This window comes from Alkalicoccus urumqiensis, assembly GCF_002993335.1.
Lineage (GTDB): Bacteria > Bacillota > Bacilli > Bacillales > Salisediminibacteriaceae > Alkalicoccus > Alkalicoccus urumqiensis.
Genome location: NZ_PVNS01000005.1, coordinates 12,757 through 34,579 on the forward strand (window position 1 = coordinate 12,757; position 21,823 = coordinate 34,579).

Here is a 21,823-nt window from a genome sequence, read left to right on the forward strand (position 1 = left end):
AGCCTTTTTACGTATGAAAAAAACAAAGCCGGATACACGCTTAAAGCAGTTTTTCTCCAAAAAGCGAGCCGATCAGAGCAACCGCCGCTTCTGCCGTCTGGTTTTTTACGTCCAGAATTGGATTGACTTCCACGAATTCTGCGGACGTAATCATTCCGCTTTCTGCAAGCATCTCCATAGCCAGGTGCGTCTCCCGGTACGTCGGTCCGCCGACAACCGGCGTCCCCACACCCGGGGCATCATGTGGATCAAGCGCATCCAGGTCCAGGGACAGATGCACTCCATCTGTGCCGTCATTTACGTATTCCATCGCCTCCTGCATAACACGGCTCATGCCGAGCCGGTCGATTTCATGCATCGTGTACACACGGATACCTTTCTCTTTAATGAGATCGCGTTCGCCCTGATCAAGGGAACGCGCACCGATTAAGACGACATTCTCCGGCTTCACTTTCGCGTCTGTGCCGCCAATACCAGTGAGCGACTCATGGCCGAGCCCCAGACTTACGGAAAGCGGCATTCCGTGAATGTTCCCTGATGGGGAAGTTTCGCCGGTGTTTAAGTCTCCGTGCGCGTCGTACCAGATAACGCCTAAATTTTTTCGTTTCTGCGATGTCCCTGCCAGCGTGCCGATTGCAATGCTGTGGTCGCCGCCGAGAACGAGCGGAAATTTCCCTTCCGACACAGCCCGGGCTACTTCGTCCGACAAACGTTCATTTGCCTTGACGACTTCCTGCAGATCTTTTAAATTGTCGCCATTTTTTACGTCCACCCGGCCCGGCCGGTCGATCGTAATGTCTCCTCTGTCCTCCACCTCATAGCCGAGCGCTTCAAGCCGCTCCACGACTCCTGCATAGCGGATCACACTCGGGCCCATATCAACGCCCCGGCGCATCTGTCCCAAATCCATCGGCACACCAATCAGTGCAATTTTCTTCATGTCTATTCCTCCTGTAGTATGTAATGACTCATGTGAAAGGACCGTCCCCGTCAGTTTCCCGGGATACGGTCCTCTTTTTAGAAGATCCTACTTCGACAGCAGTCCGCGTACAGCAAACGTAATGTTCTGCGGCCGCTCAGCCAGACGCCGCATGAAATAGCCGTACCAGTCGTTGCCGAAAGGAACGTACACTCTCATTTTGTACCCTTCCTGAGCAATTTCCTCCTGCAGTTCACTGCGGAAACCATACAGCATTTGAAATTCTAACTGATCTTTCGGAATTCCTTCTTTCTCCGCAAATTCTTTCACTTCGGCAATGATATTGTGATCATGGGTCGCTACGGCACCGTAGCTTCCGTTCTGCAGATGACGTTTAATCATGTTTAAATAATTTTTATACACTTCGTCCGCATCCTGGTAAGCCACTTCCGGAGGTTCATTGTACGCTCCTTTGATCAGGCGGACGTTCGTTCCTTTCAGCGCGTCAATGTCCTGCTCCGCACGGTACAGGTAGCCCTGAATGGCTGTGCCGACATTCGTGTATGTTTCACGCAGTTCCTGCAGGACGCTGAGCGTCGGCTCCAGGTGGGAATAATCCTCCATGTCGATACGGACGAAATTATTATAGGACTGGGCGCGGTCCAGAATCATGCGCATGTTGTTCATGCACAGTCCCCGGTCGACATCGAGTCCGAGCTGTGTCAATTTTAAAGAAAGGTTGCAGTCCACACCGGAGGACTCGATCGCATCGAGTGTACGGAGACAGTAGTCTGCCGCATCTTCTGCTTCTTCTTTCGTATAGACAAATTCTCCGAGATGGTCAACGGTTGCAGACAACCCTTTTTCATTCAGCTTCCGCACGGTCTCCATCGCTTCCTCAATCGTTTCACCTGCAATGACCGACTTCGCACCAAACTTCGGACCCCATTTTGTTGCTTTATCCTTTACAAACTGGTTTTTCGCCAGAAATAGAAAAAATGTACGGGTAATCATTCATCTACACTCCTTTCAGGTAGTTGCAGCCTCCGGTTGCAGTACTATTCCCAAATCATCCTGAAAATAACCGGATGCTGCTCCTTCTACTTACTAAATAATGCAAGAAACGTGCCAGAACACCCCCTTGTTGTGAAAGGGCTTACAATCCCTCTTGTGCAAAATCAATTTGCAGTGTAAAATATTTTTTCGTAAACCCGCCTATTTTTTTGTCATTCAAGGACGTTATTTTATGTAGGAGTGATTGTATGTTTCCTGTATCGCAGCCCTGGCAGAATCTGCTGAATTCACTGGACACCGGCGTCCATATGATTGATGCAGACGGACGTTCGCAGGTATATAACCAGAAAATGTCCCGCATCGAAGGTATGGACCCTGGAGAGGTGGTATCCAGACACCTGCTCGATATTTTTCAATTCGCATCCAGTACAGAAAGCCGGCTGCTTCAGGCCATCCATTCAGGAAAAACATTTACCGGCATGCAGCAGACGTATCATACATTTAAAGGAGACCGCATCACAACGATTAACGATATTTTTCCACTTTACGAAAACGACGTCTGTATCGGAGCGGTGGAATTGGCAAGAGATATCACAAGCCTGGAGCGGATGAGCCGGGAGCGCCGCGGCCTCCGCTGGACGTTTCAGGATCTGATCGGGCAGGCTCCGGCTTTTGTGGAATCTGTCCACAGGGCGGAACGTGCAGCCTTATCGCAGTCTCCCGTTCTCATTACTGGAGAAACAGGCACTGGAAAAGAACTGATCGCACAGAGTATTCACCAGGGCAGTCCGCGCGCAGGTGGCCCATTTATTGCACAGAACTGCGCAGCACTGCCGGCTTCGTTAAGTGAGCAGCTTCTTTTCGGTTCAGTTAAGGGCGCCTTTACCGATGCTGCAGATCAGCCCGGTTTATTTGAACAGGCGGACCAGGGAACACTTTTCCTCGATGAACTGCATACACTGCCTCCGGCGCTGCAGGCAAAACTTCTACGTGTGCTGGAGGAAAAACGTGTACGGCGGCTCGGCTCCACGAAAGAAACAGCAGTGGATGTCCGTATTCTGGCAGCTGTGGGCGGTGAGGTGGAGGAGCTTCTCTTTTCGGGAGCACTGCGCAGAGATCTGTACCACCGCGTGAGCGTTGTCGATATCCACCTCCCGTCGCTCCGGGAGAGAAAAGAAGACATCCCGCTTCTTGCCGGGCATTTCCTATCCTATTACACACACTTATTCCACCTGGACATCCCGTCGATCACCCAGACTTCGATTCACCGGCTGACCCGGTATGACTTTCCAGGCAATGTCCGGGAGCTGGAGCATCTAATCGAAGGAGCTGTAAACCTGGCACCGGAGGGGAGACCGCTGGAAGTGGCGCTCCCCGGAAGTCATCCGCCTCCGCTTCCTCCAGTGCCGCAGAAAGATGAATTCTCCCCGCTCTCCGAACGAATGGAAGAAGCAGAAAAGCAGTATCTGCAGCAGGTGCTTACCTATCATGGAGGAAATATCAGTGCCTCCGCCCGTACTCTCGGCATCAAACGGCAGAGCCTGCAGTACCGCATTCATAAATACGACCTCCGTTTTTGAGTGGCCTGCTCTGACTGGACTTCTCTCTTGTGATACGATTGCAGAAAACAGTGTTTACTATACTTGTATTAAAGGAGTCCATCTGTTGACGAAACTGATGTATGTTCTCATATTTATCGTGTTTCTGGATACGTTTATCCAGCTGCCGATGATGACACCGTATGCGCTGAGCCTCGGTGCGTCGGCAGCGCTTGCCGGGGTCGTTGTTTCGATGTATTCCCTCATGAATATCGCCGGTAACATCATCGGCGGTGCGTGGATCGACCGCGCAGGACGAAAGCCGGTACTGCTTGCAGGGATGATTTCCGTCGCTGCCGTGATTCTCCTGTATCCACTCGCCCAGAATGGCTGGCAGCTTGTTGCTGTGCGGTTTCTTCACGGTCTGGCAGGAGGCCTTATGATACCCGCCGCCTTCGCGCTGATCGGGGACCGCAGCAGCAGTGGCAGCCGGAAAATGATGGCATACGCCGGTGCTGCTATCGGCATTTCCGCTGTGACCGGCCCGGCACTCGGCGGTATTCTTGCCTCACGCGGGCAGTACGAGCTTGTCTTTTACGTCACGTTTATTCTCTTCGCGGCCGGGATTGTACTGGCGCTTTTTTTCGTCCGGGAAACGAGCATTCCCCAAAAAAAGAAGCAGCAGGGCCGCTGGAGAAACCTTCTGCACAACAGACAGCTGATGCAGGCATCTCTTGCCGCATTTTCGCTCATGGTCAGTAACGGAGTCCTCGCATTTGCCCTGCCGCTTGCAGCAGCCAGCGCCGGCTTCTCCACGGCCGCTTCCGGCGCCCTTCTCAGCACGTACGGCATTACCGCTCTTCTTATTTTTATCACTCCGTTAAATGGCATTTACCAGCGGGCACAACCTGTCTCTCTCGTGGTTTCCGGTATCGGCATTATTGCCGTATCCATGACACTGCTTCATGCGGCAGAGGGAATCGTCCTGCTCGCGTGCGCGATGATCGTCTACGGCGTCGGTTTTGCCTTTATCTTCCCGTCGATGAATCAGATGACAGCCGTCAGCGTCGAAGAAGCGGACCGCGGTAAAGCCTACGGCCTGTTTTATGCATGCTTCTCCTTCGGCGTCGTCGCAGGTTCCGCCGGTGCGGGATTTGTCACCGATCATCTGGGCATTCCGTTTCTTCTGACAGCCGGTTTCCTCGCAGCCGCCGCTGCTGTTCTCTTTTTCCTCCGTCCGGGTGACTAACGAAAACACCGGAAGGTTTCTATGGAACAGCGTTGTTCTTAAAAAGTAAAATAAACCAGGCAGAAACCGCCTGGTCTTAAGAGAAAAGAGAGATCTATTGAAGAGGTTCCCGCTTTCTGCCTGCACCTGCAGCCGTACGCGTTCCGGAGGGAACGGGCTCAACTAATTCCTTCTTCCTTCCGTCAGAAGGAATGGATTTTCGCCTCGTTCGGATCCTCCCGGAGTCGACGGCCTCCGGTTTCGGCAGGTAGAAAAAACACTTGTTAGAAGCGATCCCTTTTGCGCAGAAATGCTGTCATTCAATCGAATGGGAAGAGACCATCATTACCTTATAAACATTTTTTCTGCTATGAATCCTTCGTATTTCACCTCTATTTTACTGCGCTTCGAAGCGTTCGGCAGAGACGCCGGTGGGATCAAGCGCAGTCTGAAGATCCTTTCTCAGGGCGCAGGCCATGAGAAATAGCTGAAGACAAGCCCACGGCAAGCTTCTGCCGAAAAGCGGAGAAGCTCCATTAACAAAAACAAACGGCAAATAAATCAGAACGTTGACATGCTATAACCCTTGGCATTCCTGCTCGGAAGAGGCTTCGAATTTTATACTTTCTTGTACTCCAAAAAAGACAGACTGCAGGAAGTCCTGCGGTCTGTCTTTTACTTGTATTATGAGCCGTTTCCGACCGGAGCGATCGTCAGTTCACCGGTCGATTCGTTGTAAAACTCGATCTCGGAAATAGTGAAATACTTTGCCGTAAGCTGTACTGCTTCGTGAAAGCGGGTTTCTTCCGCCTCTCCGCCGTCATACGTATAGAAGATCATCGCGGTATCTCCCTCCACGTACATATCCCCTGTGAACTCGAGAGCGTCGGGAATGACGCTTTCCGTACCGCCCGATTCGGCATCCTGCATTTCGAGCACGGTTTCCACAAAGTTCAGTGGTTCGCCGGCGCCGTTTGTCTGCTGTTCGCCGGACGCCCGGGCACTGATCAGCCGGTCACTTCCCGGCACGCCGTAAAAACCTCTGTTCAGAGACGATATATCCATGCGGTCTTCGCCGGACTGGCCGAAATCAGCCGGCTCGTCCCCGACAAAGAAGTATACTTCCCGGACCCGGTAGAGGGACAGCACTTCCTGAAGCACTTCGGATGTATAGACCTGCTGTGCGCTGCTCATCGACTGCAGCATCACATCCTCTTCAAAGCGGAGAGAAACAGCTCCTTCCTCCGGTGAGTCGAAAACGACTTCCTCAAGCTGTGCGAAAAGATCCATTCCCGTCGGATCTCCGGCTTCCAGCGCTTCACGTACAGCCTGTTCCCGGTCGAGTCCGGAAGCTGAGGCAGGCGTCACTGTGACAATGTCTTCTTCTGGAGAAGCTTCCGCAATCAGGAAAATGTCATTTTCCTCTGTGACTGTATACTCGACTTCTTCTTCGGCAGCTGCATTTTCTTCTGCGTCATTTTCCTCCGGCAGCTCCGCAGTATTCATATTCTCATTGTTTTGCGCTGCATTGTCGCCTCCGGCGTCATTCTCTGCGGCAGTATTTTCTTCATTTTCGGTATTTTCAGGACGTTCCACCACAGCTTCTTCTGCTTCAGTATTATCTGCTTCATCCATAGCCGTCATGGAACCACCGTCGTCAGATTCCGTATCCGTTCCTTCCTCTTCTGCCGGCGCTGCCGCATTATTTTCCACCGCTGCCTGGTTGCTTCCTGCGGTATTTGACTGTGGCTGATCTGAAGTAAACAGGCCGGTGTTCATGAATGACGGCAGCATGAGCAGCAGAAGCAGCGCTGCCGCAGCAGATGCTGCAGCCGGGAAAAACCACGGCTTTTTATCTTTACGTCGTTCCATCCGCCGCTGTCCGCTCTGGGCCTGTATCGTCTGAAAAAGCTCGTCTTTGGATCTGCGGTCTTCGACTTTCGGCAGGTCCGTAAGCGTTTTCTCTATTTTGTCTTCCGTCCATTTTTCTTTCGTCAACGGGCTCCCTCCTCTCTTCCGCGGGCATCCTCTGCTGATTTCAACTGCTTCTGCAGTGCCTTCAGCGCTCGGTGCTGCGTTGTTTTCACTTTGCTTTCCGACCAGCCGAGGATATCTGCACACTCCGCAATGCTTAAGGACTGCACGTAGCGCAGAATCATCACCTGCTGCTGGTCTGCTGTACATTTCTCGAGCATCCGGTACACCTGCTGGATTTCTTCTTTCTGCATGACGATATCCTCCGGCAGAGGCTGCTTATCTTCTATTTCAAATTCCCGCTCACTCCATTCGTATTCTTTCCCTTCAAACTTCCGCTTTTTACGGGACTGGCGGCGGATCCAGTCAATGGCCACGTGCTTTGCGATGGAATAAAGCCATGTTTTTTCGCTGCTTTTTCCTTCGAACGATTCAAAGGAATTCAGTACCTTAATGTATACTTCCTGCACGAGCTCCTCCGCGGTTTCCCGGCTGCGGACCAGGTAAAAAACATATTGAAATAATTGCTGGTGGTAAGCAGAGTATAGTCGTTCGAACTCTTCTTTCACATCGTTCCCTCCCTGCTCAAATCATTTGTCGATATTTCTGTGCAGATGTTACAGGCCTTTTACATATTTATATCAATCAGACGGAAGTTTTTCTTTATAGATTATGTACATGTTCATTTTACCAGAATTCAGCGTCCGTAAGAGGGTTTTACAGGAAATGATTGCGTGGAGCTTCCTGCCCCGGGACATAGAAAACAGAAAAATCCCCCTGCATAGAAAAAACTGCACCGGTTATGCTTTTCGGTGCAGCGGGCTTTCTTTTGTCCGTTTTGGTATAATGGAGTAAATCGCTTCGGATTCGAATAAGTTCGTGACTTCATTCAGCCAGTCATAAAAGGCTTCCGCCTCAGACAGTTTTTCCAGATCATGCGCTGCCTGCTCTTGAACTTCCTTTTCCAGGTCCTCTTCCTGTATGAGCTGCTCCAGTTTCGCTTTCGTTTCAAGCAGTGCCCGTTGATTCATCTCTGCCGCTTCGGCCCATCGTTTAATAAACACCGTGGCAAACGCTTTGTACCAGTCGGGATCCGTCTGGTACAAATCTTTCCGCACACCTTTTCTCCACGTTTTCTCCACCATATTCGCTTCCGACAGCGCACGGACCCCGGTGCTCATACTCGTTTTGCTCATCCCGGTTTTCTCCGCCATTTCGTCGAGCGTCATAGGATTCTCAGCAAAAAGGATCGTACCGTACAAACGTCCCACAGAGCCCGAGATATCATACAGGTGAATATGATTCGTCAATTCGTGTACAAAACGTTCTCTCGCTTCTTCCAGACGGGCACGGGATTCTTCCATATCCATACAATCACCACCCGATTTAGTGTCTAATCTTATGCTAGCAGACAGAAAATGAAAGTAAAATTACAGATAGGCATCTAAAAGCAAGGAAAATAGAGTATAATGGAGATGGAGGCTCTTCATTTTCATACAGTTTTTTCTGTACAAACTTTACACGCTTATTTCCCTGCATGTATCAGTTGAAATTCTGTCTGGCAGCACGTATAGTGTGAAAGGTCGATTTTTTACATTTACTCATAATCTCACATGGTTCCAACGACACAACTCCACGAAGAAAACGAGGTGACAGCATTGGCGAAGATCGAAGTAAGAAATTTATCCAAAATATTCGGCAGACGGCCGAAACCGGCTTTGGAAATGCTGAAAGAAAAGAAGTCGAAAGATGAAATTTTAAAAGAAACCGGATTGACTGTCGGTGTCAACCGGGCCACATTTGACGTAAACGAAGCTGAAGTTTTCGTTATCATGGGGCTGTCCGGCTCCGGAAAATCAACGCTTGTAAGGCTGTTGAACCGTCTGATTGATCCGACAGAAGGTCAGATTCAAATCGACGGCGACGACCTTGCTAAAATGAACGACGAACAGCTGCGGGAAGTCCGCAGAAAGAAAATGAGCATGGTGTTCCAGAAGTTCGGCCTTTTCCCGTTCCGCACCATTCTTCAGAATGTGGAATACGGCTTGGAAGTTCAGGCTATCAGCAAAGAAGAGCGTCATCAGAAAGCAATGGAAGCTCTAAAGCTTGTCGGACTGGAAGGCTATGAGGAGCAGTATCCGGATCAGCTTTCCGGGGGCATGCAGCAGCGTGTCGGTCTGGCACGGGCACTTGCCAATGACCCGACGGTTCTGCTTATGGACGAAGCATTCTCCGCACTCGACCCGCTTATCCGTAAAGATATGCAGGATGAACTTCTTGATCTGCAGGCAAAAATGCAGAAGACGATTATTTTCATTACACACGATCTTGATGAGGCGCTCCGCATTGGAGACCGGATCATGATTATGAAAGACGGAGCTGTTGTACAGATCGGAACGCCGGAAGATATTCTGATGCATCCTGCTGATGATTACGTCAGCCGGTTCGTTGAAGATGTGGACCGCTCGAAAGTGTACACAGCTGAACATATTATGACGCGTCCGGAGACGGTGAATATTGATAAAGACGGTACCCGCGTGGCGCTTCAGCGGATGCGTGATGCGGATATATCAAGCGTTTACTGTGTGAACCGCTCCCGCCAGCTGCAGGGTATTGTCCACGCGGCAGATATTGCCGAAGCGGTTAAGCGCGATGAGCGTGACATTGTACCGTATGTTCAAAAAGACGTTCCGACGTGCAGCCTGGATACACCGATGCACGATCTGTTCAATCTCACTTCCACTTCCAGCGTGCCGATCGCTGTTGTCGGAGAAGACAACAAGCTCGAAGGCATCGTGATCCGCAGTAAAATTCTATCTGCACTATCCGGAAAAGAGGTGAATGAGATTGAGTAACGCATGGGAATCGTTTTACGACTGGTTTGATGCGATCCTGGATTTCATGCCGGAGCTTCCGGTGGGAGACTGGATCGAAGCATTTGTTGAGTGGCTTCAGAACGCAGCGTGGCTGTTTATGGCTATCCGCGGTACAGTCGCGTTTGTTACGGACGTGTTTAACGGCTTTTTCAGCCTGATACCGCCGATTTTATTCATTCTTATTTTGACCGCTGTCGGTTACCTTCTCGTCCGGAAAACCGGAAAATTCGGTCTGCCGATTTTAATTTTCTTCGGTTTGTTATTCATCGAGAGTATCGGCTACTGGGATGATTTGATTCTGACACTGTCGCTCGTTCTGACAGCGACGCTTATTTCGATTATTATCGGTATTCCTGTCGGTATCTGGATGGGCCGGAATGATATGGTACGCAACATTGTCACACCGATTCTAGACTTCATGCAGACGATGCCGGCTTTCGTTTACTTGATTCCTGCCGTCGCTTTCTTCAGTATCGGTATTGTACCAGGTGTTATTGCATCCGTTATTTTCGCGGTGCCGCCGACGGTGCGTTTGACAAATCTCGGTATCCGCCAGGTTCCGGCGGAGCTGATTGAAGCATCCGACGCGTTCGGTTCGACGCCGGGACAGAAGCTGTTTAAAGTACAGCTGCCGATGGCAAAAGTAACGATTATGGCCGGTGTGAACCAGACGATCATGCTTGCACTATCTATGGTTGTTATCGCCGCGATGATCGGTACAGACGGTATCGGCCGCCAGGTTTACTATGCGGTCGGCCGGAACGATCTGGCTATGGGCTTTGAAGCCGGGATCAGCCTGGTTATTCTCGCGATTATTCTGGACCGCCTGACTCAGGCGCTCAATCCGGATAAACGCGCTTCCTAATGATTTTCGGCCCGGGAGACGCTTTCTCTCCCGGGTGAAAATAAATATTACTATCTTAAAGGGGATGTCATTATGCGTAAAATGAACAAATTTGGTCTTGCTGCAAGCCTCTCTCTCGGTCTCGTTATCGCAGGGTGTGGTGCAGAAGAAGACAACGCTGGAAACAATGCTGCTGACAATGCAGGCGGAAATAACGCTGCTGAAGAGAACAATGCGGGCGAAAATAACGCTGCAGAGAACAACGCAGGCGAAAACAACGCTGCTGAAGAAAATGATGCAGCAGACAACGACGGCGGCGAAGCTTCCGGAAATGTCGGTGAAGAGCTGGATTACACAATCACTGGTATTGATGCAGGTGCCGGAATCATGTCTGCAACAGACGAAGCAGTGGAAACATACGAGCTGTCCGACTGGGACGTAACAGCAAGCTCGGACGCTGCGATGACGCAGGCACTTGCGGACGCAGTGGAAAATGAAGAGCCGATTATCGTAACTGGCTGGACTCCTCACTGGAAGTTCTCTTCCTTTGACCTGAAATTCCTCGAAGATCCAGAAGGCGTTTACGGCGAAGCGGAAGACATTCACACATTTGCCCGCGAAGGTCTTGAAGAAGACATGCCGGAAGCATACCAGGTTCTGGACAACTTCCAGTGGTCTGAAGAAGACATGGGTGAAATTATGATGGAAATCCAGGACGGCACAGACGAAGTTGAAGCTGCTCGTAACTGGATCGACAACAATGAAGATACTGTCGCTGAATGGACAGACGGTGTGGAAGAAGTAGACGGCGAAGAAATCAGCCTCGTCTTTGTTGCATGGGATTCTGAAATTGCATCCACAAACATGATCGCACTCGTCCTTGAAGACCTCGGCTACGACGTATCAATGGACCCACTGGAAGCAAACTTCATGTTCCAGGCCGTATCTGAAGGTGAAGCAGATGCAATGGTAGCTGCATGGCTCCCACTGACACACGAGCACCTTGTTGAAGATTACGGTGATTCCATGGAAGACCTCGGAGCAAACCTGGAAGGTGCACGTACCGGCCTCGTTGTTCCTGAGTACATGGACATCGACTCCATTGAAGATCTTCAGTAAATAAAGCAGAACGAACGTAAAACGACCCGGGCTCCTTTGGAGTTCCGGGTCGTTTTTTAGTATTGGTCAGTCGTTTCGAAAAGCATTCCACTTTTTCTCGGCTTTTTTTGCCGCTTTTCGTGCCACCCACGTGTCTCTTCCCCAGAAGAGAAGGAAGCGGATCGTCACAGCATGAACCATAACGCCGCATATTGTCAAAAAGGTGATGACGACCGTGCCAAGTGTTGTTTCCGGTTCAATATAGGAATACCCGAAGAAAACGAGCGCAGCCACACTTCCGACCCAGGCTTCCGCGTAGTGATCCAGTCTGGATGATTCAGCCAGATAAAGCGGGATCGCGCTTAAAAACACGATGACAAAGATACCGGGTATAATATGCGTTGCCTTCTGCTGCGTCAGCAGCTTCACAGCCGGCTTCGTATAATATTTCGTCATCGTTTTCAGACGGAGAAAATGAAGAATGCGCGCGATGCGGGCAAATTGAAAGATGGCATCCAGCGGAATAACGGCGATCACGACGAACGGATTTTGTTTAATAAAGCGCCATTTTTTCTCCGCACGGTAAAATCGGATGCAGAAATCAATGAAAAAGACGCCCCACGTTCCCCATACGATGTACGAATCATACTGCGTTTCATACCAGATGGTCGCAACAGCAGCGAAGGCGAGGATGACCATCATTCCTTCATAGATATATTCAACGGTATATTTATCCCGGGCGATAGGGCTTCCTCCCCTTTTCTCATTTGGATAGTTACTTCGTCGCTTGCATAGGGACGATGTCCCTTATTATACTATGTGTTGTTCTGGATGTAACATTATTCATGAAACTCTCGACTAACAAACTGGAATTCCAAACACATACTCCATTTTACGAAAGGATGTCACGACATGAAGCGATTAACATTTGTTCTTGCAGGAACAGCAGCACTTACGACGCTTGCTGCCTGCGGCCAGGGGGAAGAAACAAACGGGGAGACGACAGAAATTAACTCCTCCAGCAATACAGAAACCAACGAAGTAAATGAGCCGGCGGATGAAGAGCCGGAGAGCGATCCGGAAGAAAATGAGACGAATGAGACGTCCGGTGCTGATGCCAATGAGGAAGATCCGGAGGAAAACATGAACGAAGAAGTCACCTCTCCGGAGGAAGACGAAGAGGAAACGGAAGAAGCAGAAACGGAAGAGGAAGCCTCTGCGGCGAACGAGACAAACGAATCTGCAGAAGAGCCGGAAACCGAAACGGCCGAGCTGAATGAGAATGAGAGCGGTGAAGAAGAAGCTGCGGCGGATGAAGAAGCAGCCATGGTCGATCCGCTGCACCTCTACTACGCGGATGCAGAGCTTCTGGACACGTTCAAAGTAGAAGCGGACACAAGCGTCACAATGGATGACGCCGGTGCAATGGAAGCGATGGAACTCTGGGCCGCCGGTCCGGAAGAAGAGGAGCTTTACGGCCTGCTGCCGGAAGGCGCTTCTGTCCAGTCAGTGGAGCTTGACGATACGATGGCCACCGTCTCTCTTTCTCCGGAAGCAGAGGATGCGAATCTCGGTTCAAGCGGTGAAATGATGCTTACCGACCAGATTGCACTGATGATGGAGCAGTTCGGTGCAGAAGAAACAATGATTCTGATTGACGGCGAAGAAGTCAGTGACTTCCTCGGACACATGGACCTCTCTGAACCAATTCAGGCGGGAGATCCGGAAGCAGTTGAGCTGTACTCCGCAGAATAATGAAAGTACTTGCAGGGAGCCCTCTCCCTCCTGACGACAAACGCTGCAGCGGTCCAGAACAGGCCGCTGCAGCGTTTTTATATGTACCATCGAAATCGTCTCTCTGGTCTTACAAAAACCTGCGCAGCCCCTGCTCCTCCGGTGACGTTAAAAATCCTTCGACAATCTGCCTGAACTCTGCTTCGGACTGTACTCCTGCCTCCCGGTGAAGGAGAAGCTCATAGTACGTGCCGTCCTGAAACCAGTTCGCCGCCCAGCGCCCCTCTTCTTCCAGCATAAGCACTTCCGTTCCTTTAACGATCATCGAGCCTGTCCCTTCCAGTCCAGCAAGCGGCGTGGAAAGGCCGTTTTCCGAAATAGTAAAATCCGCGTAATGCGCATAGTATGTATGGTAGTAGAGCTGACGCCGCTCTCCTGACTCCTGATTAAAATCATCGATGGTTGCTTCAGAGACCTCATTGGTTCCCGCTTTTTCCCCGAACCGGATAGCATAGCGGACAGGCATTTCCCCGCTTTCAGAGGGAATTTCCGCCATGGCCACCATTTCCCACTGCTCTGGGTAGACAAACCCGTCATAGGAAAACGACGAATCCATCAGAGAGTATGGGGGTTCATCGGAAAACGTGCTGCACCCGGCAGTCAGAAGGAACAGGAAAAACAGGCGTATTCTCACTAAAAGCCTCTCCTTTCACTGATTGTTCAAGCAGAAGCCGTCCATCCGGCTTCCGGATATGTTACACTTCATCTTGACTTTGTATAACTTACTTGAGGAGACGGACTATGCTGAATTCAGAATCCTATCATACGATGATCGGCCCCAATGCAGAGCGCTACATACGGTCTTTTGAGCGCAGTCGGAAACCGCATCTGTTCGCAGGATGGAATACCGCTGCCTTTTTCGCCGCGCCATTCTGGAGCGCGTCCCGGCATTTATACGGGGCTGTGCTCTTTTATGCCGCATTTTTGACAGCTGCTGCGTTTGTCGAATCTTTTCTGCCTGCGTGGCTTGGCTTATCCGGCGCGTTTGTACGCACACCTCTACTTGTCGCGGTCCCATTCGTGTTCGTTCATCTTCTTTTTGGGGTATTCGGAAACGCCTGGTTCTACCGTGCGCTGGAGAAGAAAAAATACCACCCTTCCAATGCGCCGATTTTCCGGATGTCCGGCCGGAGCATGAGAGCAGCCTTGATCGCACCGGCTGCCGCTTTTCTCCTGGCTGCCTGGCCGCTGATCACCCTGCTCGAGTGGCAGTACAATCCGCCTGTGGAAAGCGGCGTCTATGTCTACGATGAGGAACGGACCCCTACGCCGGAGGGCATGCTCGATGTCATGGATGATCCGGTATTTGAAAAATACAGCGGCTCTGTAAATCTCTTTTATGCCGGGCCTTCCCTCGAAGGAAAAACGCTCTCCTATGAACTGTTTTACCGCTCCGGCACAGACACGGAGCCGGTCCGGACATTTGAAGTGTCGCTTTTTTCCACCGGAAGGCTTTCGCTTGATCTGCTGGACCTTGCCGATCCGGAGCTCGACACAGGAGAATATGAGCTTCTCGTCTACCTGGATGATACGCTCTATGATACAACGTCTTTCTACGTAAATCCGCCGGCTTCGTAAACGCCAGGCTGTCTGCACCCGCAGACAGCCTGTTTTCATTCAGCCGATTTTCGTTCCGTCCGGCACGTGTTCATCCGGACGTACGAGGACGACATCCCCCTCTTCCGGCATTCCACCGATGACAAGCACTTCGGAGGAGAAACCGGCGATTTTCCGCGGCGGAAAATTAACGATTCCCGTTACCTGCTTCCCTTTCATAATTTCCGGACTGTACCGCTTTGTAATCTGCGCACTCGACTGCAGAATGCCAATCTCCGGACCAAAATCAATTTTCATCGCCACCGCAGGAACCTTTGCTTTTTCCAGATGCCACGCTTCCACTACGGTGCCGATACGGATATCGAGTTTCAAAAAATCTTCAAATTGTGCCATCGAATCCCTCCTGTTTCTTCTAGTATACTGGAAACGCCCTCTGTCATCGACAGGTAACTTTGTTAATAGATGTTTTTCAACGCTGTCATAGAGGGTAGGTATAAGTATTAATGATAAGGCCTTTCCTAATACGACATCATTGGAGGAGATACATCATGGCAGACAACTACGAATATGAAACGAAAAGGCCGAGCATTGTATTTTACATAACCGCTCCACTCGTTCTCGCCTTTGTGTTTTGGGGATTGATCAGCCCCGGCTCACTTGCGGATACTTCTGCAGTCGGCCTTGCTTTTACACTCGATAATTTCGGCTGGTTTTATATGCTTTCCACCGCCTTTTTTATCGCCTTCGTCCTGTTTCTCGCGCTGAGTCCGTTCGGAAAGCTGCGACTCGGCAAACCGGACGAACGGCCGGAATACAACTTTTTCACATGGGTTGGCATGCTTTTCTCGGCCGGCATCGGTGTCGGCTTCGTCTTCTGGGGAGTCGCGGAGCCTGTCCTTTACTTTTTCGATCCGCACCCCGACTTTGCCGGTGCAAGTGAGGAGATCCGAGCCGGCGCAGGGCTCCGCTACGGCGTCTTCCACTGGGCGCTGCATCCATGGGCGATCTTTTCCCTTGTTGCCCTGACGCTCGCCTACGTGCAGTTCCGGAAAGACCAGCCGGCGCTCATCAGTTCCGCGTTTCAGCCGTTTCTCGGTGACCGTGCCCAGGGTCCGCTCGGAAAAGGGATCGATGTATTAGCGGTACTAGCTACATCCACCGGTGTTGCGACAACGTTCGGCCTGAGTGCGCTGCAGATTTCGGGCGGCTTTTCCTACTTATTTGACCCGATTCCAAACAATGCGATTACGCAGATGACGATCATCGGTATCGTCACCGTGCTGTTTATTTTCTCTGCGGCCACCGGTGTAAATAAAGGCATCAAAATTTTGAGTACGATTAACCTGTCGATCGGTGCCGTGCTGCTTCTTTTCGTCATTATCGTCGGACCGACACTGTTTATCGCCCAGAATTTTGTGACGACGATCGGAAGCTACATGTCCAACGTCATGTCGATGAGCCTGGACCTCGATCCTTTCGGTGATGGGGAGTGGCTCGGTAATAACACCATCTTCTTCTGGGCCTGGCATATTTCCTGGGCGCCGTTTATGGGAATCTTTATCGCCCGTATTTCACGGGGCCGTACGATCCGCGAATTCGTTGCAGGTGTTCTGATCGTACCGTCCCTTCTCGCTGCCATCTGGTTTACGGCATTCGGCGGTACAGCGCTTGATCTGATTTTCCAGGGAAATGATCAGATCGGCGAACTTGTACAGGAAAATGTGGAAATAGCTTTATTTGCCACCCTCGGTGAACTGCCGCTCGCCGGCCTTATGAGTACGCTCGCGGTTATTCTCATTATTATTTTCTTTATTACATCGGCAGATTCCGCCTCCTATGTGCTCGGTGCGTTGACAAGTCAGGGCAGTCTTGCACCAAAGCTGTCCATCAAAGTGATCTGGGGCTTCTTAATCGCCGGGACGGCAAGTGCGTTGCTCTTCAGCGGCGGACTTGAAGGACTGCAGACCGCGTCGATTGTCGCCGCACTGCCGTTTGCATTCGTCATGATTGTTATGCTGTTCTCGCTTCTCACCATGATGAGCAAAGATTTGAAAGCAGACCGTCTCCGTCAGCGGAAGCGGGAGCGGACACAGGTGAAAAAAGAAGTATACGGCGGTATGAAAGATAACGTATACGAAGATTTCCGGGATGACGTCCGCGATGATCTGCGTAATGACTTCAAAGAAGAAGTCAGAGAAGATATGTACGATGAAATGAAAGAAGACGTGTACGAGCAGGTGAAAGAGGAAGTGTATGATGATATTAAAGACGAAGTGTACGAAGAAGTAAAAGAGAAAGTGTACAAAGATCTCCGGGAAGATCTTGAGGAACCGTTTGAGGAAGATACCGAAGAGATCAAGCGCCGGCAGCAGGAGGACCGGGACAAATAAGGATACTTTTGTATACAAACAGAGGCCCCCTTTCGGAAGATGCAATCCGATAGGGGGCCAGTTTTCTTTCTACTGTGTCATTTTGTCGTTAAAGCCGAAGAGCCATGTGAGAATAAAGGCAGTACCGGCTGCAATGAGGTTTGCCATGATATAGAGAATAAGGGACATCGCCGTATCCAGGTAAAGAAGCGTACCCGGAATGACGGTGATCGCCATGCCTGTTGCCTGCAGGTTAAACAGTGAGGCGAAGAAGCCACCTGCCGCGCCCCCGATCAGTCCCATTAAAAACGGCTTGACGTAACGGAGGTTAACACCGAAGATCGCCGGCTCGGTAATACCGAGAAACGCAGACAAGGACGATGGCAGCGCCAGTGCTTTCAGCTTTTTCGATGCTGTTTTCAAACCGACGGCCAGAGCAGCACCACCCTGCGCAGCAATACCGGCAGTAATGAGCGCGTTAAATGGGTTGAGTCCGTTGTCAGCAAGAAGCTGGATTTCAAACAGGTTGAAAACGTGATGTACACCTGTAATAACGATTACCTGGTGCAGTCCGCCGATAATAAGACCGCTGATGCCGAATGGAAGATCGAGTACAAACGTCGCACCGGCCATAATCGCTGCTTCCACAGCGGAAAATACAGGGCCGAGGACGAACAATGCAGCAAAGATCATAATTAACAGCGTTAAAAATGGCGTTAAAATTAAATCCAGTGCTTCCGGAATACGCTGACGGAGCCACTTCTCGAGCTTCGCTCCGAAGAAACCGGCGATAAATGCCGGAAGGACCGATCCCTGATAGCCGATAATCGGAATAAAACCGAAGAACATAATCGGTGACGCATCTCCGGAACCGACATCATAGGCGTTCGGGAGTGCAGGGTTTACGAGCATCAGACCAAGTACAATACCGATGACCGGACTTCCACCGAACACCCTGAACGCCGACCAGGCGATGAGCGCCGGCAGGAAGGCGAATGCGGTGTCTGTAAGAACCTGCGTTAAGAGCAGGAAGTTTTCCGGCAGTGCGTCAGGGAATAGGTTTGTAATTAATCCCCGTACCCCCATGAAAAGACCTGTAGCAACGAGTACTGGAATGATCGGCACGAAAATGTCACCGAATGTCCGCAGCAGACGCTGGAAGGCGTTCCCCTGCTGTTTCACCTGTTCTTTCTGATCAGACTTGGAGGACTCGGACACCCCAAGGTCAATCACTTGCTCGTGAATTCGGTTTACGGTACCGGTTCCGAAAATGACCTGATACTGTCCGGAATTGTAAAACGCTCCTTTTACTTTATCAATTTCCTCTACTTTTTCCTGATCGATCTTTTCTTTGTCTTTCACCATCAATCTAAGTCGTGTCGCACAATGGGCAGCAGTATCGATGTTCTCTTTGCCGCCGATGGCCTCGATCAGTTCTTCTGCTATTCTACGGTTTTCATCCGCCATGCAGAACGCTCCTTTCGTTTATGTGTTTCTGGTTGACTGGTAAACATGTGATCGATTCCACAACCTATAAAAAAGAGAAAATCGTTTGTGTAATCGATTCCATCATCATGATAAACGATCCGTATTTAAAAGTCTATAACTAATTCGAGATTTTTCGACTTTTTTCTTTCCGGACTGTATTTGTTCCATCAGGAGTCTGACTGCTTCTTCCCCTGCTTCCTCATACTGGTAGTCAGCTGTCCATAACGGCGGCGACATATATGCCGCAATTTCTGTTCCACCCATACCGGCAATCTGAACCTCTTCCGGAATACGGTATCCCCGCTGCTGAAACACGTGCTGGGCCCCTGCTGCAAGACGGTCGGTTACCGCAAACACAGCATCCGGCACCTCCACACATTCCTGAAGCATCCGTTCGGCTGCCTTTTCTCCGCTCGGAAGGTCAAAACCTGCTGTCTGCACCCATGCAGCTTCCGGTGTAATACCCGCCTCATGCAGCGCATCCTCATACGCAAGCCTTCTTCTTCTGCCAACAGCTTCATCCGAATCATCGACCCCGATGAATCCGATGCGTGTTTTTCCCGCTGCTATCAACTGACGGACGACCGCACCGGCCGCTTCGTAATCCTTAAAAATGACAGAAGAAGCATCTTCAAAATCCTGGCCGACAACAGCTGCAGGAATTTTTAAATTTTGGAGCGCTTCGGTAACGCGTGCCTCCCGGTTCGTTGCGAGAAGAATAATACCGTCCACGCGTCTGCTCTCCAAAAACTGCATGTGCTCAATTTCCTTTTCCGGCTGCAGATTCGAATTGGCAAGCAGGATATGGTAGCCGGCCTCTTCCACCGCCCGGCTGATCCCATCCACGATCCGGCTCGTCGTTTCTGTACTGATGCGGGGAATAATGACTCCAACTGCTTTCGTCCGTTTCAGCCTGAGCGACTTTGCGTGCTCGGACGGCACATAACCTGTGTCCTTTATAACCTGCTCCACCGCTTTTCTCGCTTCATGACTGACATAGCCCGATGCATTAAGCACCCGCGAAACCGTCGTTCTGGAAACGCCTGCCTGCCTCGCAATATCATTGATCGTTACCACACGGCACCTCCTCTCCTTCGATTGTAAAAACCGCCCCATCCACCGGTTTTTCAGAAGATGACAGCGCTTTTCTGATCATAGTGTAGCACGAGTTGTGCTGCAGTCAAATCATTCTGCTTCGCCAGCAATTGGATATAGACGGGGCCTTATGGTGTCATTTCTTTTTAGTATGGAGCCATTTTTCATTTTTTATGTTCTTTTTGTACTAAGAATGCAGGGAATGGGGTATGATATACTTAACACTTTATACCTAAATACTTGAATGCAGGAGGCTGTACTTATGGAACAATCGATTACGCAGGCACCATCTGCGGGCAGACGCCCGCCACTTTCCTTTAAACGGACCATCAGCCGGAAAATGACGCTTTTAATCGTCGGCGCCACCCTTTTCAGTCTTCTGATGGGAGCACCAATCTCCTACATACAGCTGCTCGTTTTTGACAGCGGTGTTCTTTCGTTTCTCGGCAGTGAAGTGAACAGCATCCTGCAGACGTACTTTACACTCATCGTCAACACGCTCATCCTCGTGATCGTCGTTTTCATCGGCCTCCGGCGGATTGTTCTCCGGCCGGTCATGGAAATGAACGAAACAATCCAGCAGATGCAGGGAGAAAAAATTCACCTGGATCAGCGCGTTTCTGTTCGCTCCGAGGATGAAATCGGACAGCTCGGCACCGCGTTCAACCGTCTGAATGAAACGATGGATTCCATCATACATTCTGTCCGCAGCTCGTCCAAAGATGTCGCCGATGCAGCCGAACAGAACGCCGCTGCCGTCGAGGAACTCCACGCCGGCACGGAAGAAGTAACGAACAATGCGTCCGGCATGCTTCAGCAGGCGAGAAGCGGAAACGAGGCGATTGAAGAAGTATCCCAGGCGCTTCTCGAATTGTCCTCACTTATACAGATTGCCAAAGAAAAAGCCGGCGCAGCTGAGAAAACGACGTCCGAAACACTCGAAGCCTCGGAAGCCGGCCGTACCCGCCTGGAAGAGATAACAGCATCGATGGAAGAAATGCGGAACGAATCCAAAGAAACGAAGGCGCATGTCGCCTCTCTGGATGACTATTCCAAGCAGATTCATTCCATCGTGGATACCATTACCGATATTTCGGAACAGACGAACCTCCTTGCGCTGAATGCAGCCATTGAAGCGGCACGGGCCGGGGATGCCGGACGCGGATTTGCGGTCGTTGCAGATGAGGTACGTAAGCTTGCCGAACAGACGTCAAACGAAGCAGAAAATGTCACCGGCATCATTGAAGAAATTACCCGGACGACAGCCCGGGCGTCCGATGCGATGGAGAACAATGACCGTTCCATTGCTGCAGGAAGCAGGGAAATGGAAGAAACCGCGCAGATGTTTGAGTCCATCTTTACCTCCATCCGCAGTACAGCTTCCAACATGCAGGATATTTCGAAAGTGACGAACGAAGAAGTCGCGACATCGGAAAAGATCGTATCACTCATTGACCAGCTGGCGACATTTGTCGAGAGTACGGAAAAAAGTGCTGCAGGCGTGTCGGAGTCCGCGTCAGAAACCAATATTACACTCACAACAATCGCTGAAAGTACAGAGGAAATGAATGAACTGGCCTCAAGGCTCCGGGAAGCCGTCTCTGTCTTTTATGAACGAAAGGAGAATGCCGCATCATGATATTATCGATCCAGGAAGAAAAAGAAAACGTCCGTGTCACCCTCGGCGGTGACATTTATGTGCAGGATGCATCGACGCTGCGGGAGCAGCTGCTTCCTTATGCCGAAGAAGGCAAATCCAATTTCGTTTTTGATTTTTCCAAGGTGACGTTTATCGACAGCGCCGGGCTTGGTGTGCTTGTGGCCATCTACAAGCGGGCAGCCCAGAATAATGGAGGCGTCCGCATTCAGAATCCACAGCCGCAGGTGGCGGAAATTTTCACGCTTACACGGCTTCACCACGTCTTTTCGGTGGACCCTTCATGAGTACGCCCTCTTTTGATGACGCCCTCCGCCGCGCCGTTCACCTTATCTTGAAACGAACCCCTCTGACCAGAGCCCTGCTGTCTAC

The 21,823-nt window shown here is 50.7% G+C and carries 20 protein-coding genes; 10 read left to right on the forward strand and 10 right to left on the reverse strand.

Translation table 11 applies throughout. From position 1 onward, the window contains the following. Positions 1-40: 40 nt before the first annotated feature. Both rocF and C6I21_RS06230 read right to left on the reverse strand, forming a co-directional pair. A complete protein-coding gene (gene rocF, locus C6I21_RS06225; protein WP_105958587.1) occupies positions 41-940 on the reverse strand; it encodes an arginase in 900 nt (299 codons plus the stop codon). An 87-nt stretch (positions 941-1,027) separates the two neighbouring features. Further along, positions 1,028-1,933 carry a proline dehydrogenase family protein gene (locus C6I21_RS06230; RefSeq protein WP_105958588.1) on the reverse strand — a complete coding sequence of 302 codons (906 nt, stop codon included), beginning with the start codon at positions 1,931-1,933 and terminating at the stop codon, positions 1,028-1,030. A 248-nt stretch (positions 1,934-2,181) separates the two neighbouring features. On the opposite strand from C6I21_RS06230, the gene C6I21_RS06235 reads away from it, so the two are divergent. Together C6I21_RS06235 and C6I21_RS06240 are read left to right on the forward strand one after the other, a co-directional pair. Next, a complete protein-coding gene (locus tag C6I21_RS06235; RefSeq protein WP_105958589.1) occupies positions 2,182-3,513 on the forward strand; it encodes a sigma-54 interaction domain-containing protein in 1,332 nt (443 codons plus the stop codon). Between the two features lie 85 nt (positions 3,514-3,598). After that, positions 3,599-4,720: an MFS transporter gene (locus C6I21_RS06240; protein WP_105958590.1), complete on the forward strand. Its 1,122-nt coding sequence runs from the start codon at positions 3,599-3,601 to the stop codon at positions 4,718-4,720. 663 nt (positions 4,721-5,383) lie between these two features. Here C6I21_RS06240 and C6I21_RS06245 read toward each other — a convergent pair. The 3 genes from C6I21_RS06245 to C6I21_RS06255 all read right to left on the reverse strand — a co-directional run bounded on the left by C6I21_RS06245 (position 5,384) and on the right by C6I21_RS06255 (position 8,043). Next, positions 5,384-6,697, reverse strand: a complete 1,314-nt coding sequence (locus C6I21_RS06245) for a hypothetical protein (RefSeq protein WP_105958591.1) — start codon at positions 6,695-6,697, stop codon at positions 5,384-5,386. Then, positions 6,694-7,242 carry an RNA polymerase sigma factor SigX gene (gene sigX / locus C6I21_RS06250; protein WP_105958592.1) on the reverse strand — a complete coding sequence of 183 codons (549 nt, stop codon included), beginning with the start codon at positions 7,240-7,242 and terminating at the stop codon, positions 6,694-6,696. The genes C6I21_RS06245 and sigX overlap by 4 nt, the downstream gene beginning before the upstream one ends. 231 nt (positions 7,243-7,473) lie before the next feature. Beyond that, positions 7,474-8,043, reverse strand: coding sequence for a GbsR/MarR family transcriptional regulator (locus C6I21_RS06255; RefSeq protein ID WP_105958593.1), 570 nt, complete (start codon positions 8,041-8,043; stop codon positions 7,474-7,476). A gap of 288 nt (positions 8,044-8,331) precedes the next feature. Here C6I21_RS06255 and C6I21_RS06260 point away from each other — a divergent pair, with 288 nt between their 5' ends. The 3 genes from C6I21_RS06260 (at position 8,332) to C6I21_RS06270 (ending at position 11,512) form a co-directional block, all read left to right on the forward strand. Beyond that, positions 8,332-9,528, forward strand: a complete 1,197-nt coding sequence (locus tag C6I21_RS06260; protein ID WP_105958594.1) for a quaternary amine ABC transporter ATP-binding protein — start codon at positions 8,332-8,334, stop codon at positions 9,526-9,528. Between the two features lie 37 nt (positions 9,529-9,565). Then, positions 9,566-10,414 carry an ABC transporter permease gene (locus tag C6I21_RS06265; protein WP_105958783.1) on the forward strand — a complete coding sequence of 283 codons (849 nt, stop codon included), beginning with the start codon at positions 9,566-9,568 and terminating at the stop codon, positions 10,412-10,414. A gap of 72 nt (positions 10,415-10,486) precedes the next feature. Then, positions 10,487-11,512: a glycine betaine ABC transporter substrate-binding protein gene (locus C6I21_RS06270; RefSeq protein ID WP_425352477.1), complete on the forward strand. Its 1,026-nt coding sequence runs from the start codon at positions 10,487-10,489 to the stop codon at positions 11,510-11,512. Between the two features lie 66 nt (positions 11,513-11,578). On the opposite strand, the gene C6I21_RS06275 is transcribed toward C6I21_RS06270, so the two are convergent. Further along, the gene (locus C6I21_RS06275; RefSeq protein ID WP_142393222.1) at positions 11,579-12,193 is read right to left on the reverse strand and encodes a hypothetical protein; all 615 of its coding nucleotides are present in this window, start codon (positions 12,191-12,193) and stop codon (positions 11,579-11,581) included. Between the two features lie 210 nt (positions 12,194-12,403). Here C6I21_RS06275 and C6I21_RS06280 point away from each other — a divergent pair, with 210 nt between their 5' ends. Further along, entirely contained in the window at positions 12,404-13,246 is an 843-nt protein-coding gene (locus tag C6I21_RS06280; protein ID WP_105958596.1) for a GerMN domain-containing protein, read from the forward strand. A gap of 109 nt (positions 13,247-13,355) precedes the next feature. On the opposite strand, the gene C6I21_RS06285 is transcribed toward C6I21_RS06280, so the two are convergent. Further along, positions 13,356-13,919 (reverse strand): hypothetical protein, encoded by a 564-nt coding sequence (locus C6I21_RS06285; protein ID WP_105958597.1) that lies wholly within the window; start codon positions 13,917-13,919, stop codon positions 13,356-13,358. A 107-nt stretch (positions 13,920-14,026) separates the two neighbouring features. On the opposite strand from C6I21_RS06285, the gene C6I21_RS06290 reads away from it, so the two are divergent. After that, the gene (locus tag C6I21_RS06290) at positions 14,027-14,863 is read left to right on the forward strand and encodes a hypothetical protein (protein WP_105958598.1); all 837 of its coding nucleotides are present in this window, start codon (positions 14,027-14,029) and stop codon (positions 14,861-14,863) included. A gap of 39 nt (positions 14,864-14,902) precedes the next feature. Here the strand turns inward: C6I21_RS06290 and csaA are convergent, their stop codons facing one another. Then, entirely contained in the window at positions 14,903-15,235 is a 333-nt protein-coding gene (csaA, locus tag C6I21_RS06295; protein ID WP_105958599.1) for a chaperone CsaA, read from the reverse strand. A 155-nt stretch (positions 15,236-15,390) separates the two neighbouring features. Here csaA and C6I21_RS06300 point away from each other — a divergent pair, with 155 nt between their 5' ends. Continuing rightward, complete coding sequence (locus tag C6I21_RS06300; protein ID WP_105958600.1) at positions 15,391-17,232, forward strand: BCCT family transporter; 1,842 nt, start codon at positions 15,391-15,393, stop codon at positions 17,230-17,232. 69 nt (positions 17,233-17,301) lie between these two features. On the opposite strand, the gene C6I21_RS06305 is transcribed toward C6I21_RS06300, so the two are convergent. Both C6I21_RS06305 and C6I21_RS06310 read right to left on the reverse strand, forming a co-directional pair. Then, on the reverse strand, positions 17,302-18,678 hold the full coding sequence (locus C6I21_RS06305) for a sucrose-specific PTS transporter subunit IIBC (protein ID WP_105958601.1): 1,377 nt from the start codon (positions 18,676-18,678) through the stop codon (positions 17,302-17,304). A gap of 105 nt (positions 18,679-18,783) precedes the next feature. After that, complete coding sequence (locus tag C6I21_RS06310; protein ID WP_105958602.1) at positions 18,784-19,776, reverse strand: LacI family DNA-binding transcriptional regulator; 993 nt, start codon at positions 19,774-19,776, stop codon at positions 18,784-18,786. A 280-nt stretch (positions 19,777-20,056) separates the two neighbouring features. Here C6I21_RS06310 and C6I21_RS06315 point away from each other — a divergent pair, with 280 nt between their 5' ends. After that, positions 20,057-21,433, forward strand: coding sequence for a methyl-accepting chemotaxis protein (locus tag C6I21_RS06315; protein WP_181186129.1), 1,377 nt, complete (start codon positions 20,057-20,059; stop codon positions 21,431-21,433). Then, positions 21,430-21,738: an STAS domain-containing protein gene (locus C6I21_RS06320; protein WP_105958604.1), complete on the forward strand. Its 309-nt coding sequence runs from the start codon at positions 21,430-21,432 to the stop codon at positions 21,736-21,738. Before C6I21_RS06315 ends, C6I21_RS06320 begins: the two co-directional genes overlap by 4 nt. Positions 21,739-21,823 lie beyond the last annotated feature (85 nt).